This is a genomic window from Labilibaculum antarcticum (genome assembly GCF_002356295.1).
GTDB classification, from domain to species: Bacteria; Bacteroidota; Bacteroidia; order Bacteroidales; family Marinifilaceae; genus Labilibaculum; species Labilibaculum antarcticum.
The window spans coordinates 922,019-940,251 of the sequence record NZ_AP018042.1; the positions used below are offsets into that span (position 1 = coordinate 922,019).

An 18,233-nucleotide genomic window follows, 5' to 3' on the forward strand; every position below is an offset into this window, starting at 1 on the left:
CTTTCTGCCAAGCAGAAATCATTTACTAGACTAGAAAATTAGGTGTAAAACGGATTGTAAACCAGACCTGAAAATCTACGAAAGCTGAGTGAAAAAGACATCTTTCAATTTACAGTTTAAAATGTTTACTATTTTACTCTCTTATATTACCTTTAACATCGAGTTGATAGAAATAAATATATAATCATGAACAAACTACAATTACTTTCCGCTATTGCGATTATGGGATTATCCACCTACAGTTGCAACACAAAGCCTGGTAAAGGGAGCGATACAAATATTACTAGTACAGAAAAGACAACACCTGTTGCTGTTAAGACAATTGATATTAACCTAGTTATGCAAAGTGCTTTAAACGGTGAACTCGAGATGGTGAAAGACGCTTTGAATAACGGCTTTAATGTAAACTCCACAGACCTTAATAAGCGCACCCCACTGATGTTAGCCGCTTACAATGGTCACGACGAAATAGTAAAATTATTAATTGACAAAGGGGCCGATGTAAATTTAACAGATACCATCCATAGAACGGCATTAATGTTTGCATCTACAGGTTCATCTGTACCTACAGTACTTAGCTTATTAGAAGCAGGAGCCAAACCTAATATGATGGACAATGAGCAAAACTGGACCGCTGCAATGATGGCTGCCTCCGAAGGTCAGCTTGAGGTTCTTAAAGTTTTAGTTGCGCACGGAGCAGATTTAAAAATGATAGATGCTGATGGAGATACATGTCTAGGCTTTGCCAATTCAAAGGGATATACTGATATGGCTAATTATATTAAAACACAACTTAAATAGAAATGCTCTAAAAAGACATTAACTTTTTAAGAAGGCTAAAATCTCAAAGTTTTTTTGACCCAATAATGTAAAATTACAAAGCGACTGCACTCCATGTGGTCGCTTTTTGTATAGATTAAGCTAATCGAACTTATCCCGAAGTAGAAAATAGGATATTAATCGGATTAAAAATTCTGAATTCCTTGCCCAGTATATTTAGAACCTATATTTTCCTTGGTAGAGATTATAGATGAGGACAAAAATCAGATTTTTACTGACTCTTAGAATCAAATTGTTCTGATGGATAGAAAAACTCCGTTTAGACCTGATTGCTTTAAGCAACAAAATAACAGCTCGACTATACCAGTCGGGTTTTGTTTTTATCATCCGTGAAGGAAAAATATTTTTAAGATTTGGAATCAAAGTCATCCCCTGATAGGAACGGCTTGGTTATAGTCAGAGCCTGACCAGGTAAGATTTCAAACATGCTTTTGAATTTTCAAGGGATAATTCGGTAGTAATAGTCACAAAAAAAAAGAGCAGCCACCCCTACAGCGACTGCCCCTTAAACAAATAACTAAACACTAATCTATATTTTAATCTTTACAATGGAAACAGTTCAGAATCAACATGATCCTTTTTCATGATTTCTTTCATTTTAGCAACAATATCTGGGTGTTTATCGGCAACATTATTTGTTTCAGCCACATCTTCGGCCAAATTATAAAGTTCCAACTCTCCCTTTTTATGTAATCCGTAAAGTACAGCTTTCCAGTCGCCCATGCGAACTGCTTGACGGCCGCCTTTATGCGCAAACTCCCAATAAAGATGATCGTGCTGTTTTTGATTATCCTGTCCTAGTAATTCCGGTAAGAATGAAATTCCGTCGATATTTCCAGGAGTTTTTACATTGACAATCTCAGCGCAAGTAGGTAAGAAATCCCAAAAAGCCGAAATATGATCGGATGTAGAACCTGCCTTAATTTTATTGGGCCAAACAGCTACAAAAGGGCATCTAATTCCCCCTTCGTATAAGTCCCGCTTAATACCACGAAAGCCTGCTGAACTATTAAAATATGCAGGATTAGCTCCACCTGCAGCATGTGGGCCATTATCACTTGTAAACATGATGATTGTATTATCAGCAATTCCCAATTCTTCTAGCTTTGCAGTTATTTGTCCTACATAAATATCCATTCGGGTTACCATAGCAGCAAATGCAGCAAATGGTGTTTTTTGAGTGCAATACCTAGATTTCACCATATCAGGTCCATAATCAGAACCTGATAATCCCTCGTAAGGAATTTCGTCAAATTTACCTTCAAACATTTTTAGAATGGAGTCGTTTGGCGATATCAGTTCTGCATGAGGCAAAACCAAAGGAACGTAAGCAAAAAAGCAGGTATCCTTATTATCCTCTAAAAATTGTAAGGTTGCCTCCTGAATTTTATCGGGAGCATAAGTCACCGTATTTGTCCAATCGTTCCCCTCCAAATATTCCTTTTCCTGGTTGTGACGCAAATAAGGTGGATAATATCGATGAGCCATTCGCTGACAATTGTAGCCATAAAACTCATCGAAGCCTTGATTATTCGCATCACCTTCGGAACCGGGAAATCCCAATCCCCATTTACCAAAAGCACCCGTTTTATAACCAGCATCTTTCAAGATCTCGGCTACCGTAAGTGCACTTCCAATCATTGGTATTTGTCCTTCCTTATCGAGTTCTCTATTCCCTCTAATTGGTGTATGCCCAGTATGCTGACCAGTCATTAAAGTAGAACGGGAAGGAGCACATACCGCTGCACCACTATAATGCTGTGTAAATTTCATTCCTTTGGCCGCTAACTGATCAATATTTGGCGTTTCAAATTTAGTCTGACCATAACAACTCAAATCACCATAACCTAAATCGTCAGCCAAAATGTAAACAATGTTTGGCTTTTGATTCTTTGTCATCTCCTTTTCGGTACAAGCAGAGAAGGAAAAAGTGACAAGTAATAACAGAATTAATTGATTCATTTTATCGATTTATTTTATGTTATAACTAAAGAGGAAAGATTTCTGAATCAACATGTTCTTTTTTCAGAATCTCTTTCATTTTAGCAACAATATCTGGGTGTTGATCGGCAACATTATTTGTTTCAGTCACATCTTCGGCCAAATTATAAAGTTCCAACTCACCCTTTTTATGTAATCCGTAAAGTACAGCTTTCCAGTCGCCCATGCGAACGGCCTGACGGCCTCCTTGATGAGCAAACTCCCAATAAAGATGATCGTGTTGCTTTTGATTCTCTTGCCCAAGTAGTTCTGGTAAAAATGAAATCCCATCGATTCCCTCAACCGATTTTACATCAGCAATAGCTGCGCAAGTAGGCAAAACATCCCAAAAAGCAGATACATGATCGGATGTGGAACCCGCTTTAATTTTATTCGGCCAAACAGCAATAAAAGGGGTTCGAATACCGCCTTCGTACAAATCTCGCTTTATTCCTCTTAAACCACCGGCGCTGTTAAAGAATTCAGGATTAGCACCACCTTCAGCATGAGGACCATTATCGCTGGCGAACATGATGATTGTATTGTCAGCAATCCCCAGCTCTTCAACCTTAGCCATAATTTGGCCAACATAAGCATCTGTTCGTGCTACCATAGCGGCAAATGCGGCAAATGGTCTTTTTTGTGTACAATACTTTTTTGTGATAATATCAGGACCATAATCGGAGGAATAATCACCCCCATAAGGAACTTCTTCAAATTTTCCTTTGAATTTTGCCAGAATTGAATCATCTGGAGAAATTAACTCTGCATGTGGCAATACAAAAGGCACATAAGCAAAGAAGGTATTGTTCTTATTGTCATCCAAAAATTGTAAGGTTGCTTTCTGAATTACATCTGGAGCATAAGTCACTGTATTGGTCCAATCGTTCCCCTCTAAAGCCACTTTTTCCTGATTGTGCCAAAGATATGGAGGATAGTAACGATGTGCCATTCGCTGACAGTTGTAGCCATAAAACTCATCGAATCCCTGATTGTTGGGATCTCCCTCTGAACCGGGAAAACCCAGTCCCCACTTACCAAATGCACCCGTTTTATAACCAGCATCTTTTAGCATTTCAGCCAAGGTAACAGTACTTCCAGGAATAGGAGTCTGACCTTCACCATCCAATTCCTTATTTCCCCGAATTGGTGTATGTCCAGTATGCTGACCGGATAATAATGTAGAACGGGAAGGAGCACATACCGCCGCACCACAATAATGCTGTGAGAATTTAATTCCTTGCTCGGCTAATTTATCGATGTTTGGTGTTTGAAATTTTTGTTGCCCGTAACAGCTCAAATCGCCATACCCTAAATCATCTGCCAAAATGTATATGATATTTGGCTTTTTAACTTCCTGCTCCTTTTTGGTTTTTCCTGCTGAGCAAGAAATTAAAGAAACAGTTATGACCAAAGCCGATAATAGTAGTCTATTTTTCATCTTATATGTCTAATTATCTGATTTCCAAAAAACTTATTTCAATTCCATTTTTTCAATTTTCGAGTAATCTTTACCACGTAAAGCCACAAAACTCTCTAACATTTCTTTCAATTTTTCAGGATTGCTTGTTGCTAAATTATTTTGCTCTCCCTCATCATTTTTCAAATTATACAATTGAAATTCTAGTGAATTTCCCAATTCAATATTCACCTTTTCGTTTACTGGTTTCGCATTGTATGGAGGAATCATCAACCAATCTCCTTGACGGATCGCTGTTCTTGAGGTCGCCTCAATAATCAAGTTTTCTCTTCCTGTTTTGCTCTCTCCCATTAATAGGCTCAATTGGTTTTGACTATCGTTTTTGGGTGCTTCTACTCCAATTAACTTAGCGATTGAAGCCATTAAATCCATCTGACAAACCAAAGCATCTGATTCTTGTGGCTTGATTTTACCTTTCCAATAGGTAACGAATGGAATTCTTGTTCCTGCTTCGAATAAACTGTATTTTCCACCTCTAAATGGTCCTGAAGGATTGTGCTTTCCTAATTTTTCTAGTGCATCATCCTCATAACCGTCATTCAACACCGGACCGTTATCACTTGAGAATACAATCAATGTATTTTCCAATAAACCTTCTTCCTTCATGGTTTTCATGAACTCGCCAATTGTCCAATCTGCTTCCAAAATCACATCTCCACGTGCACCCATTCCCGATTTTCCAACAAAAGCAGGATTTGGAGTACGAGGTACATGAGGCTGTTGCAATGCGTAATACAAAAAGAAGGGTTCACTTTTATGATCTCGTACATATTGCTGAGCCAATTTCAAAAAGTGACCAGACATTTCTTCATCAACCCATTTCGCCTTTTCCCCACCTTTCATGAATCCAATTCTAGGTATTCCATTCACGATAGTCCCGTTGTGACCATGATGCCATTTCAATCTACAAAGCTCTGGATTCTCAAGTCCTGTTTGCTGACCTGCAAAATTCTCGTTGTAATTCACTTCAATAGGATCGTTTGGATCTACTCCAACCACATTTCCATTATCAATAAACACTGTAGGAACACGATCTTGAGTCGCAGCCATAACATATGAATAATTGAAACCAACTTCGTTAGGACCAGGAGTTATGTGTTTGTTCCAATCCAAATCACCATCACCCAAACCTAAATGCCACTTGCCAACTACACCTGTATAGTATCCATTTGCTTGCATCATTTTAGGAAGTGTAGGTTGATTGACTCCAATTATTAATGGAGCACTACCCCGAAGTATTTTTGCATCCTTATTGCGCCATGGGTAAGAACCGGTTAGTAATGCATACCTACTAGGGGTACAAGTTGCCGAAGACGCATAAGCATTGGTGAATCGGTTTCCACCTGCTGCAAGCGCATCGATATTTGGTGTTTGTAATTCGGTAGCACCATACGAACTTAAATCGCCGTAGCCCAAATCATCCATATAGATAACCACTACATTTGGTTTTACTCCTGACTCTTCAACTGCTTTTTTAGCTGGTTGACATCCACTAATTAAAATCGGCACCAATAAAATCGACCAGATTAAATTTTTCATTTTCATAGACTTATTTTCTTAATCAACACAAAATACTTTCGAACTATTTTCTTCTGGATCGTAATTCATTTGGAATTACTGATCCTAATTAGATTTTTAAAATCTGCTAATGATATTGATTTTGTTATTTTAGTATAGAACTACAAATCGTATCACAGCTTATAACAAAGATTGTTATTAAAGAAGAATTCAAGGTAACTCTTAGTACATTTTATGTATTTATCAGTTCAAACTGAATACAATCCAATACAAAAGAACTTTTATAAAAAAATTAAACATTAGCAAACATTAATGCCACACAATCTTGCCCTAAATGATTTTGGCAATTGGAATGCGACCTTATTTAGTTTTTAACACTGAATAAATTTTAATTATCATGAAGTATAAAAAAACTACAGGCATGTTTATCTAGGCTTACTGATATTTTTTCACTCATCGTGCCCATAGATTTTTTACCAAAAATATCATATACTTTTACATGATCAGATAATTTGATATCCTCAAAATATAGATTTTGAGACTTAGCCTCATCGCTACGATTAAGTAAAACCACTGCAACACCACCATCATTTAAATGCTTAAGCCACATCTCATTACCAGCTCCTACAATGCTACGGCGGAAAATACGACGTCCTTGCTCTGTAGTATCTTGGTTTACACGTATTGCCATTTTATTTGTCAATAAATCAATTACTTCAGGCGATGTTTCGTTTAAAACATTTCCCATCATCAATGGTGAAGTCATAATACACCACAATGCAAATTGTGTCTTCTGTTCATCCATAGTAAGTACTGGATTGCCAACGACTAACATATCTGGATCATTCCAGTATCCATCACCAGCAAAATCTGCACACTCATTATTTAAATCTGCAATTTTCATTATCGAATGTTGATCTCCATCAAAATGAGAACGAGAAAGTCCCCATAAATCACCTGTGGTTCTAGCTATATTACAATAACGAGGATACCAAGGACGATATACATAAGCACTAATACTAAATAATATAGGACGTGAAGCATGAGATAATAATTTACTCCATTTCAAATAAACTTCACGTGTTGCCTCTTCATCCCAATTATCAGATGCTCCATTCATCTGACAGCGGTCAATTTTAAGGATATCTAATCCCCAGTATTCAAATTGTTTGAGATTTGCTTCTTCATGTCCATACATTCCCACTTCATCTCCTCCACAATCTTGAGTCCCAGGAGTTACATGCAAACCAAATTTTAAACCTTTTGAATGCGCATAATCAGCCATTGCTTTGATCCCATGTGGAAATTTTATAGTATCAACAGTGATTCTTCCTTTGTTATCTAATTTGTCACCTCTCCATCCACCGTCGATGATTACATAGTTATATCCAGCTGCTTTATAACCGTCTGAAACCATTAGATCTATTGTCTTGTATATAACTTGTTCATTTACCTTCTTCTTTTTATAAGCATTCCAACTATTCCAACCCATAGGTGGTGTAGGTGTAATCCTTTTCACTTTTTGAGCGTAAGTAACAGTCACGCTCGATATAAAAATCGTAATTAATAGTAATCTTAAAAAACTTTTCATTTTAGTTTGATTTATTGTTTTGTAATTTAGTCAGACGACCATTTACCTTTTGATCAATTCAATTATCTGTATTGAATAAAGATACAGGAGGTCCAGCTCCATTAAAGAGAGTACCTGCACACCAGGGTTTAAAGCAATATTTTATTGATACAGGATACATTACTTTATCACAGGTAACTAGCAGTAATACCACTCAATTTACTTTAAAAATATAGATGCAATTCTTTTACAAACTAACTTATATTCAGCATTAAAATCATTAAAAAAAAAAGGATTGAAACCTTGGTTCCAACCCCTTCACTCATCTTCAAGTAATCTATTCTAACCTATTACTTAATAAAATCGGAAATTGTTACAGTCCAAATTTTAGATGTTCCATCAGCAGCAGTTACCTCATACTGTATTGGTGTTGCACTAAAGTCAGCAACTACACCCAATTCGGGAGCACCTCCAATAGGAGCTATTGTTGCTGCTGTAGAAATACTGCAATACCCAACCAGTTCCGTTAGTGTAACTTGATCTCTAATTGCTGTAGGGAAATCATTTGTTGGTTCTGCTCCCACATCTGTTGGATTTGGAACAGTTATCTCACACATTACAGTATTAGCTTCCTCATCAATTGTTGTTGCTACCTCCATTTGATACAACTTTAACTGATCGTTATCCACATTTTTAATCACCCATCTATATTCGAATTTAAAGCTCTCAATGCTTGCTTCTTCGAATGCTGGTAAATCATCTAAGCCTGATTTTAAACATGATGTGAATAACAACATGATAAACAAAACCGGCATATATTTAAATATCTTTTTCATCTGATCTAAATTTTTAATTATTCCCAACCCGGGTTTTGGTCTAACTTCTCGTTTAAGTCTCTCTCATTCTGAGGAACAGGAAATAAATAACGTCTTGGAGAGAATCTCTTTTCCTGATTGGCAATATGAATTTCAAGATCCTTAATTTCAAAGCTTCTACCATCAGCAGCAATCTCAAAGAAAGTATGTACAGTATTGTTAATCTCTGAAATTACACCACCACCGGCTTCTTTTCCCCAACGCAATAATGACCAGTATCTGTCATTTTCAAGGAACAATTCTACTCTACGCTCGATCTTGTACCACTTCCAAACCTCATTGATACTCAAACCGGCAGCTAATGCAGGCAAGTTTCCATGTCTGGTTCTTGTACGATTGATGTAATCAACTGCTAAAGCAGGCTGATTTAGTCGTAATAATACCTCTGCATAATTCAAATACGATCTTCCCAAACGTGCAATAGTCTGATGGTAATTTGTATTTACAACTGCCTTATATCCAAGTATAGAATTAGAAATTCCTTTTCTTATAAAATAACCTGATGGAGTAGACATATTTACCCCTTTGTTACTTTGCTTATAATGCATGTTTCCACCAATACGGGTTGTAACCATATTAGAAAGCAATTGAGTAGAATCGCTTACTATTGAAGCATAAAAACGAGCATCTCTATGACCATACACTGCTTCAGAAACGTAACCTCCATTAGTAAGAAAATCCTGATAGTAAGTAGTCTCATCGTATTTTTTAGCAATTCCATCAACATCTGACACCAAATAATCATCAACAAAGTCTGACGAAGGCCAATTTTTTGTCCATCCTAAAAACGACTCTTTCAGTTTTGGTGTTCCAGAAGTTCTTGCCACTTCCATATTGGGCATCCGGCCTTGCACTGGAGTCATTACAAATAAAGTTGCATCGATATGTTTGTATTGTGCCAGTATAATTTCACTAGAAGTTAAAGCCTTGCCATAGTCGTTAAACAAAGCTTCATAATCATCATCTAAATCATATCCCAAAGCAAATAAATCTTCACTTGCCTTTTTTGAAATCTGATAGTATTCTTCTTTACCACTTTCAATGTAAGCAGCTCCATGTAAAGAAATCTCTGCTAACATAGCATAGGCAGCACCTTTAGTTAATTTACCTGCGGCTCCAGTCACTGGCAAATCAACAACCGCTTCCTGAAGATCTTTGATGATAAAATCGTAAGTCTCCTTAATGGTTTCGGTACGTGGCAACTTTAACTCATCCTCAGTGGTAAGTACTTTATCAACGATTACGTACTTTCCAAATAAACGTGCTTTTGTAAAATAAATCAAGGCACGTAACATCTTTCCCTGCGCAATTAAGCTTGGCTTATCCACCTCATTTATTCCTTCGGAAGCAGCAACCTTTTGAATAATCAAATTACAATCACGTATCACTTCAAAAGAATTCTCCTTGATAGGATTTTTTCTTCCTAAAGGTGCTCCACCATACCAGTAGTATGAATTATTAGTAGCCCAACCCGCATCGAAATATTTATCGATTAAATCTCTGGCTACATTATCCGACTTATCGTTCAATACATTATCGGTGTAATTATCGCTGCTTACGCCTCCCATTCTAGGATCACGATCATTAGGATTCACGAACAGCTCAGGAATTACAGAGCCATAAGTATTGTAAACAAATCCTTGAGCCAAATTTACATCGTTCCAAACGTCTAACTCAGTAAACTTATCCAGTGGTTTGGTATCAAGCAGACTGTCACTACACGAGTAGCTTAAGATACCTGTACATGCTATTAGTATATATAATAATATTTTCTTCATCGCTTCTAGTTTTTATTAAAATCCAACATTTATACCCAAGGAATAAGTACGCTGCACAGGGTATCCATATGTTTGAGCCCCTGTATTTGCTTCCCCTTTTTGTTCCGGATCAAAATAATCCATTACATCAGATATTGTAAACAAATTGGTTCCATTTAAATACATCTTACAAGACGAAATCCAGGAAACATTCGCTAGCACTGTATTTTTCATATCGTAACCAATCTGAAGATTTTTCATTCTAAAGTATTTGGCATTTTTCAAGTAAAAATCTGATTTATTATCCGTATTACTATTGTTACCACCATTCACAGCTTCTAAATGAGAAACACGTGGGTACAATGCATTCGGATTGTCTTGAGTCCAAAAATCTTTCTGGTATTCATAGGTACGTCTCTTAGCTTCGACCACCATGAAATTATCAAAAGCCATGTATCGATTACCTGTTCCCTGAAACAAACCGTTCATGAACCAGCCTTTATATTTTAAGCTAAAATCGATTCCATAATTTCCGTGTGGCTGAGATGGCAAACCTACAATTCGCTTATCCTGCTCATCAATTTTACCATCACCATTCACATCCTGATAGCGAATATCACCACTTTGTGTTTGAGTAGAGCCAGGTAAGCGAGGTGCATTTAAAAACTCATCGCTGTTCTGATACAAACCATCAGATAAATAAACTTCTCCACCAGCCCAGTAGTCGGTTCTGTTCGTTTCTCTCAAATAAGGATTCTTTAAAGTAGCCTCATCTTCAGTATCCAGACGTTTCCACAATTGATTAAAGTAAGAATAATTCACTCCCACTTCATACTGCAGTTCGTTCACTTTTCCTTTGTAACGAAGAGATATTTCATATCCTGCTCTGCGTTGCTCCGATTTGGATTTAATCTGAGGTAAATCTTTACCCAATGCCTGAGAATAGGTATTTTCAGGACTCTGTAAATAACCTGTTGTTTTGTAGAAGAAATACTCAAAACTACCACTTAATTTGTTGTTTAAAGACGAGAAATCAAGTCCATAGTTAAGTGATTTTCTTGTGTACCAGGTTAATTGATCAGGATCAACCAAATCTCCTTCAGAATAACCATTTACCAATGAGTTGCCAATATTATAAGCACTCGATTCTAAATTATACGAAGGAATATAGCCAAATCGATTAACTCCTTCAACAACACCTGTTTCACCGTAAGAAGCTCTTAATTTCAATCTATTAATAATATTCTTATCACTTAGACTTTCCATGAAGTTTTCCTCAGAAATATTCCAGGCTACTGATGTAGCTGGGAAAAAACCCCACTTCTTTCCTTTGGCAAAATTGTCATTTCCATCGTAACGACCACTCATTTCGAAAATATACTTGTAGTCGTAATCATATTTCACCCTAAATACATAACCTGCATTAGCGCTTTCTTTTTCAGTTCCGTCATTATCCTTACCATCCACAGGACCTGCAAAAAGCTGATCTACCGCACCTGACAAATAATCTCTGCGATAAGCAGACATTTCTTCATAGTTACTTGTGCTTTGATTGTAAACAAAAGTTGCCTCCACACCATGTTTACCAAAGGTATTTGCGTAGGATGCACTTGTTTCGAAATACAATCGTCTGCTGTAATATGAATCTACAGTTAAAGAAGGGGCAGGTTGAGCCTGTACCGAACCATCCTGCATGTACAAAGGCACATTTTTCGCCCACAATTTACCCCATCCGTCTCCGTCGCGGTAATTGGCCATTACACCTAATTTCAATCCTTTTACAGAAGGTATAGACCAATTGGCATGAACCTGAGCATTTATAAACTTATCACGATTTTTTTTATAACCAGCATCTTTACTTGAAATTGCAATTGGATGCTCTCCATTTCCTCCACCGGCAAAAGTTCCATCGGCATTATAAGCCCTAAACAATGGATTTGTATTCTGATTTATAGCTCTCCACAGGGTATACATACCTGCAGATGGCTCTTTGTAATCTTCTACACTTGCATTTAAATTAACACCTACTTCAAGACCAATTTTATCGAATGTTGTAGTCATGTTACTTCGAATATTGAACCTTTCGTAATTAACAGCATTCGACTTCAAAATACCACCTTGATCAATATATCCAAGAGAAACAAAATAATTTGTTTTCTTATCTCCTCCGCTAAGTGACAAATTATGACGCTGCTCTGTAGCAAAATTCTTTAGGGTTAAATCTGGCCAGTTGTTATCTGGATAAGTATCCAAATCACTATGTGTCCTGATTGTCTCCAATTCCTCGTCGCTAAAAGTTGCAGGCGTACCATCATAAACATTTGCCGCATTTTGAAGTGTAGCAAAATCATATGAATTTAGCATTTCAGGCAATACAGTAGGCTCACTCAACTGGTAGTTGTATGAATAATTGATTTTCATTTTACCATTAGTTCCTTTTTTTGATGTCACCAACACAATACCATTACCAGCTCTTGATCCGTATACTGCTGTTGCTGATGCATCCTTAAGGAAACTAATTGATTCAACATCATCTGAATTTAAAGCGTTAAAATCATCCGCTGTAGTGATAACTCCATCAATAACATAAAGAGGTTCTCCTCCTCCACGAATTGAGATGGATGGTGCACTACCAGGACCACCTCCATTATTTTGCACAACCAAACCAACAACTTGTCCTTGCAAAGCATTTCCTACATTTGCGAAAGGTGTTGCTTCCAGTTTATCGGCTTTCATGGTAGAAATAGCTCCTACTGATTTACGTTTTGTTGTTGTACCGTAACCAATTGCAATAACCTCATCAAGGCCAACCACATCGGCACTCATACTAACATCTATTAAAGCCTTTGTAATCGTGATATCCTGATCGTTCATTCCAATAAAACTGAAATGAAGAACATCCCCCGTTGATGCAATTAGAGAATAATGTCCATCCATATCCGAAACGGTTCCTGTTGTTGTTCCTTTTATTACAACACTAACACCCGGAATACCCATTCCGTCTTCGGTACTTAATATAGTTCCGGATACTGTTAGTTCCTGAGCTTTTGCTCCCAAACCACAAAACAGCAGAGCAAATAAAGTTAAGAGCAGATATCGCCCCAACACTTTTTTTAATACTATCATATTATTATTTTTCATTTGATTAGGTATTACTTTCTAACTCTCCTAAACCGATCTTTCTTTCTAAAAATCAAACGCAAACAATTGCGTAAGTTAATATTTATATTTCTTTCGGTTTTAGATTTTAGTAATTTCAATTATCAGTAATAATGAATCTTAAAATTTTAATTAAATCGATTCCTATTTTCTCTCGTAAGTTGAAAGAAGAGATCAAAGCCATATTTTAACCAGAGTCTGGCTTTTTAAATAAAAAAATAGTTTTTTTCATAACGGTTAGAGATTAAAAATTAGTGAAATTTTAAATTCGGAATTGACTCATCGGATGCCAGTATTAATTCCGCATCACCCGAGTAGGTATTGTCTTCAAAAACAATGTTCTTAGAGGATTTTACTTTAATCGCCGGATTTTCGGGATAAAGCATAGGGAATGTTCCTGAATTAACAATTGTATTGTTTTTGAATATCAGGTTGTTTGTATTTGAAATTTCGAGAATCAAATTGTCGAAATGATTGATTTTGTTATTTGTGATTTCGATGTTATTAAATGCAATATTTTCATTATCATCATCGGTCTCGAAGCGGATAATACCTCGATTTAATCCACTATGATTACAATCTTGAAATACATTACCAGTAATCTTTATATTGGCACCGTTACCCGATTCGTACCAATGGCCACTTTCAACCGGAATAAGAAGGGCTTCCATTTCCGTACTAAAAAAGTTGTTTCTAATTACTGTTTTCTTTGGTGTAGACAGCAACAATCCTCGAGCTCTGTTTCCGCTGATGATGCAATTTTCAACCAACAATTCAGGGTAAGCGGTCAAATTCTCAATTAAATCACCTACTTGAACTTCTACTGGAAGTTTTTCATTTAAAGTAATAATCTGATACCTTCCATTTATATACTCTGTGCTTTTGATGGTAAGATGATTGTATGGGAAAAACGAATTACTCAATCGTACTAAACCCAATGTGTCCTTAGGTATACCAATTTGAAATCCTTGTTGCTGTGAATGCCCCATGCGTACACCAATACGATAGTCATCCAATACATCTACAATTTTTTGGTAAGTTCCATGAATGTTCGAAGCATCATCCAACTGATTGGTAAGAATACAATTCTTAAGCTCCACTTTTCCTCTGCAACCTACAAAGTGTGTGGCATCAGCTGTTGTCGAAACCATACGTCCATTTGACGGTGTCACATTAAAATGGTCAAGAATTAAATCAGCCGAATTTTCAGCAATTAATCCCATTCCTCCTGCATGATGGACAGTTACATTATTAGCATTAAAACCATAAGTATGAGTGACTCTGAATGCCGGAGCAACACGATTAAAACCTTGTTCTCCCTTTGCTGTTAAGATCATTCCCACTTGTGGCATTTTCTTGCCATGATTATGAATACGAACGACTCCAGGCTTCAATTCCTCAACAAACAAGCGATTTTCACGTCCTAAATTTTTATACTCCGGACTTCTTAAATCAACTTCGTATTTGTATTTAATATTTTCGGTATACCGGGATACGCTTGCTTTCTTTACTGTAGTTAAATTGGTATATGCCTCGGTATTGTAGGCAATTGCTTTTCTTGCAGGATCGAAAAGGATGGTTTGTCCTAAACTATGCTCGTAATATTCTTTAATGAAATAAATCTGATCGTTACGAATCTCATAAGGATATGCTTCAGATATCTGCATATCGAAAGTTTTCTTCACCTCATCATTCGCAATAATTAATCCTTCACTGTAAAAAGGCTCGTGCCAATCAACAGACAAATTCTTCACCGTAATATTTTTACTTTGATCAATTAAAAAAGGAATCATGATTCCATGAAAGATGAAAGTTGAGCCTTGTCCATCGATAGTCAAATTTTTAAAATCGCGAATTGGGAAAGCTGTACTTACCATCACATCGCAATGATTGGATATGTGACAAAATTCTTCTTGTCCTTTATCAGGATAAAAATGATAGGTTCCTTTTTCAAATTTGATTTCCGAAATTGAATTCTCCTTCGCCTGCATAATTCTTGCCAACACAGCAGGAGTTGCATCCTCACTTATGCTGTTGGTGAATAACACCTTTTCTCCTTCTTCTGCACGATTCACCCAACTCACACAAAGTATTACTGCAAGTAATGAGAGTACGCTAACAATTGTTCTGTTTCTTTTCATTCTATATAAAAATTGAATTTTAAATAACCCTAACGATCCAACTTCGACTTCTCTTCTGCAATCGTTAACAGACTATGTACAAAAATTCATTTTTTACTAAAAGAAAAGGTGACTTTGAGTAAAAAGAATGTATCTATGAGTATATTTATATGATATGACCAAAAATGCAATGCCATTACTTTCAGACAATCAGGCAGTTATACCTGATTTCAGATTTCTAGTTTTTCCAAAAGAACAAGACAATAAAACGATCTTCGTCCTTGAAGGGAGTAATCAGATTGATGCAAACAGCTTCCTATTCCGATTGTATATTCATCTAGGACAAATTTCATAAAATTCATGTTATTGGGTGACTTCAAATTTGGAAGAAAAGACGGACTATTAAATAGCTATTGACAGTTCACGAACGCGTACTGACCTAATTTCGAGACTTAGGAAACACAAAAAAACAAATGCCAAACAGAACTATTGCATATATGCTAGCCAGCGCAACAATCTATTTGGCATTATCAACTAATCTAAACTCAAAACTTATTTATCTGTAAATTATATTCTTATTTTAGTGTACCGTGAACTCAAAAACCTCTAAGCTCAATTGACCCGAGTTTGCTGAGAAGGATATTTTCCCTTTAGAATCACCTATTTTAATTAAAGCTGTTGCAATACCTGCTTCTGCACTAATTTCGCCTACATTCATTATTGAAACATCACTCTCTGTTGTTAGATTAACAACTTCAGAATAATCAGGAATCACAGTTCCATTGTCATCCACAGCGGCAATATATAAGAACAGTGCATCCTTGCATCCGGCTTGCGGTGCCTTTCCGCTTTCATCGAGCCACAGCTTTAATTTTGTAGCTTTCTCAGGAGTCCTAACAACTTTTTCAATGCTTTGCTGGTCATCTAATATCCCAACTGCCTTAAGCATTCCTGCTTTAAACCTGTCCACTTTAAATGTAAATGGAGCATGAGCTAAATTATTGGAAATGTTATTGTCATCAGGTTTTTGTTCGGCAATTAAACTGTCATTCAAAAACAATTTCACCCGATCACAATTACTAAATACACTCACATCCAAAGGAGATTTTTCATTCCAATAAGTCGCAATTTCCAAAACGACTTCCTCATCTGTATCTTTTTGACTTTGGTAAAATCCGTAGCTTAATTTAGGCAGTCGATAAATATCCATAATACCCGAAGCTTCAATATCATCATGATATCCTCGATTGTAATCGTACATAACCCAATATCCATCAGCGAAAGCTGTTGTATTAAAATTATCGTTATGAGATTCCTGTATGTTTTTTGCTTGTTGTAGCAATCTTTTCTCCCCATAAGCACGAAGCTGTCTACTGCTCGCTTCGAATCTCTTATTTTTAGATAATTTATCTTGGTTCAAACCTGCATTACTAGAGTAATATTCCCAATCGCCATACTCCGAAACCACATATGGTTTAGTTTGAACTTCATATTCATGAATTATTCTATGTTGACGTGCTTGTAGAAAAATATCATAGACATCGTCCATCCAACCACAAGAGTATGTGTTTTCACTAGGATATTCAGCATGAACAATTCTATCCAATTCCTCCATAAAGAAAATTGGCATTGCCGTTTCATTTAAAGACACTTCCCAAGCCAAAACACAAGGATGGTTACGGTCACGGCGAATTAATTCAGCCGATGAACGATAACAATACTCTCTAAATAGATCGTTGTCCAAATAATACTGCCAGCCAAGAATAGCATCAATCACAACAATTCCTAATTCATCACAGGCATCCATAAAAGAAGGCGATTGCGGATAATGAGATAGTCGGATGTAATCGAAACCAGCATCCTTAATTTTTTTAGCATCACGATACTGTGCATTGTCTGATAAGGCATACCCAATAAACGGATATTCCTGATGCCGGTTAACTCCTCTCAAAAATGTTTTTTTGCCGTTGATATACAGTTCATTGCTTTCAAAAGCAAACTCTCTAATTCCAACCCGAGTCATCTCCTTATCGAGCACTTCACCATCAGCTATTACACAAGTTTCAATTTTGTATAAGTTTGGATTTTTGGGCGACCACAATTTCGCATTTGGCATGGAAATTTCTTTCACAAACTCATGTTCTCCATTCGATTTAAGATGAAAAGATTTCGTTCTCAGCTTTGTTACTAATTCGCCAGCATAAAATATGGAATGAAGTAACTCAATATTTCGATCTTCCTTACTTTCATTAACAACATGCGTCTTTACCTTAAGTACAGATTCTTTTTCAGACACTTTTGGAAAAGTAACGAAAACGCCACCACCTGCAACTCTATTGGCCAGGACTGGGTGAGAAATATGAATTTTATTTTTAAAAATCAGCCACGCATTTCGGTACAAACCTCCATACATATTAAAGTCCAACTTCTTTAGTGGTTTAGGACCTGTAATCGGATTATCGGTATTGTTTAAGCGGATAGCCAGAATGTTTTCCGCTCCTTTTTTTACATATTTAGTAACATTAATTACTACAGGCAAATAGCCTCCCTGATGCACTGTCAGAAGCACTCCATTCAACCAAATTTTAGAATGACTCATTGCGGCTTCCAACTCAAGAATTATCTTTTTGTCTTCATCGGTTTCCAAAACAGTAAAGTTTTTACGATACCAGCATGTTCCTTGCCATTGATCATTAACCACCAATGGCTCTAAGTGAGCTGTATGTGGCAAACTAACGTCTTCCCATGCCAAATCATTGTAGTCTGAAAGATGAAATTGATCCTCCGAAATACTCGACTCATCAACTAATTTAAACTTCCAATCCGCATTTATCCTGATTTTCTCTTCTTGTTTTTGCTCACACGATCCAAGAAATACGATCCCTGATAACAACACCACTAAAAATATAGCTTGTTTCATTGCTTTCTAATCTA

The 18,233-nt window shown here is 36.5% G+C and carries 10 protein-coding genes; 1 reads left to right on the forward strand and 9 read right to left on the reverse strand.

Annotated elements, in window-relative coordinates:
• Positions 1–186: 186 nt before the first annotated feature.
• Positions 187–801: an ankyrin repeat domain-containing protein gene (locus ALGA_RS03425; protein ID WP_096428002.1), complete on the forward strand. Its 615-nt coding sequence runs from the start codon at positions 187–189 to the stop codon at positions 799–801.
• A gap of 582 nt (positions 802–1,383) precedes the next feature.
• Here the strand turns inward: ALGA_RS03425 and ALGA_RS03430 are convergent.
• The 9 genes from ALGA_RS03430 to ALGA_RS03475 form a co-directional block, all read right to left on the reverse strand.
• Positions 1,384–2,802, reverse strand: a complete 1,419-nt coding sequence (locus ALGA_RS03430) for an arylsulfatase (protein WP_096428003.1) — start codon at positions 2,800–2,802, stop codon at positions 1,384–1,386.
• Positions 2,803–2,827: 25 nt separating this feature from the next.
• The gene (locus ALGA_RS03435) at positions 2,828–4,261 is read right to left on the reverse strand and encodes an arylsulfatase (RefSeq protein ID WP_096428004.1); all 1,434 of its coding nucleotides are present in this window, start codon (positions 4,259–4,261) and stop codon (positions 2,828–2,830) included.
• 33 nt (positions 4,262–4,294) lie between these two features.
• Positions 4,295–5,839, reverse strand: coding sequence for a sulfatase family protein (locus tag ALGA_RS03440; RefSeq protein ID WP_197705690.1), 1,545 nt, complete (start codon positions 5,837–5,839; stop codon positions 4,295–4,297).
• Between the two features lie 367 nt (positions 5,840–6,206).
• Entirely contained in the window at positions 6,207–7,409 is a 1,203-nt protein-coding gene (locus tag ALGA_RS03445) for a glycoside hydrolase family 27 protein (protein WP_096428006.1), read from the reverse strand.
• Positions 7,410–7,738: 329 nt separating this feature from the next.
• Positions 7,739–8,224 carry a DUF5018-related domain-containing protein gene (locus tag ALGA_RS03450; RefSeq protein ID WP_197705691.1) on the reverse strand — a complete coding sequence of 162 codons (486 nt, stop codon included), beginning with the start codon at positions 8,222–8,224 and terminating at the stop codon, positions 7,739–7,741.
• A 17-nt stretch (positions 8,225–8,241) separates the two neighbouring features.
• Positions 8,242–10,041 (reverse strand): RagB/SusD family nutrient uptake outer membrane protein, encoded by a 1,800-nt coding sequence (locus ALGA_RS03455; RefSeq protein ID WP_096428007.1) that lies wholly within the window; start codon positions 10,039–10,041, stop codon positions 8,242–8,244.
• A 15-nt stretch (positions 10,042–10,056) separates the two neighbouring features.
• On the reverse strand, positions 10,057–13,146 hold the full coding sequence (locus tag ALGA_RS03460) for a SusC/RagA family TonB-linked outer membrane protein (RefSeq protein ID WP_162845378.1): 3,090 nt from the start codon (positions 13,144–13,146) through the stop codon (positions 10,057–10,059).
• A 284-nt stretch (positions 13,147–13,430) separates the two neighbouring features.
• Positions 13,431–15,320 (reverse strand): alpha-1,3-galactosidase-related protein, encoded by a 1,890-nt coding sequence (locus tag ALGA_RS03465; RefSeq protein ID WP_096428009.1) that lies wholly within the window; start codon positions 15,318–15,320, stop codon positions 13,431–13,433.
• A gap of 559 nt (positions 15,321–15,879) precedes the next feature.
• Entirely contained in the window at positions 15,880–18,219 is a 2,340-nt protein-coding gene (locus ALGA_RS03475) for a glycoside hydrolase family 2 TIM barrel-domain containing protein (RefSeq protein ID WP_096428011.1), read from the reverse strand.
• Positions 18,220–18,233 lie beyond the last annotated feature (14 nt).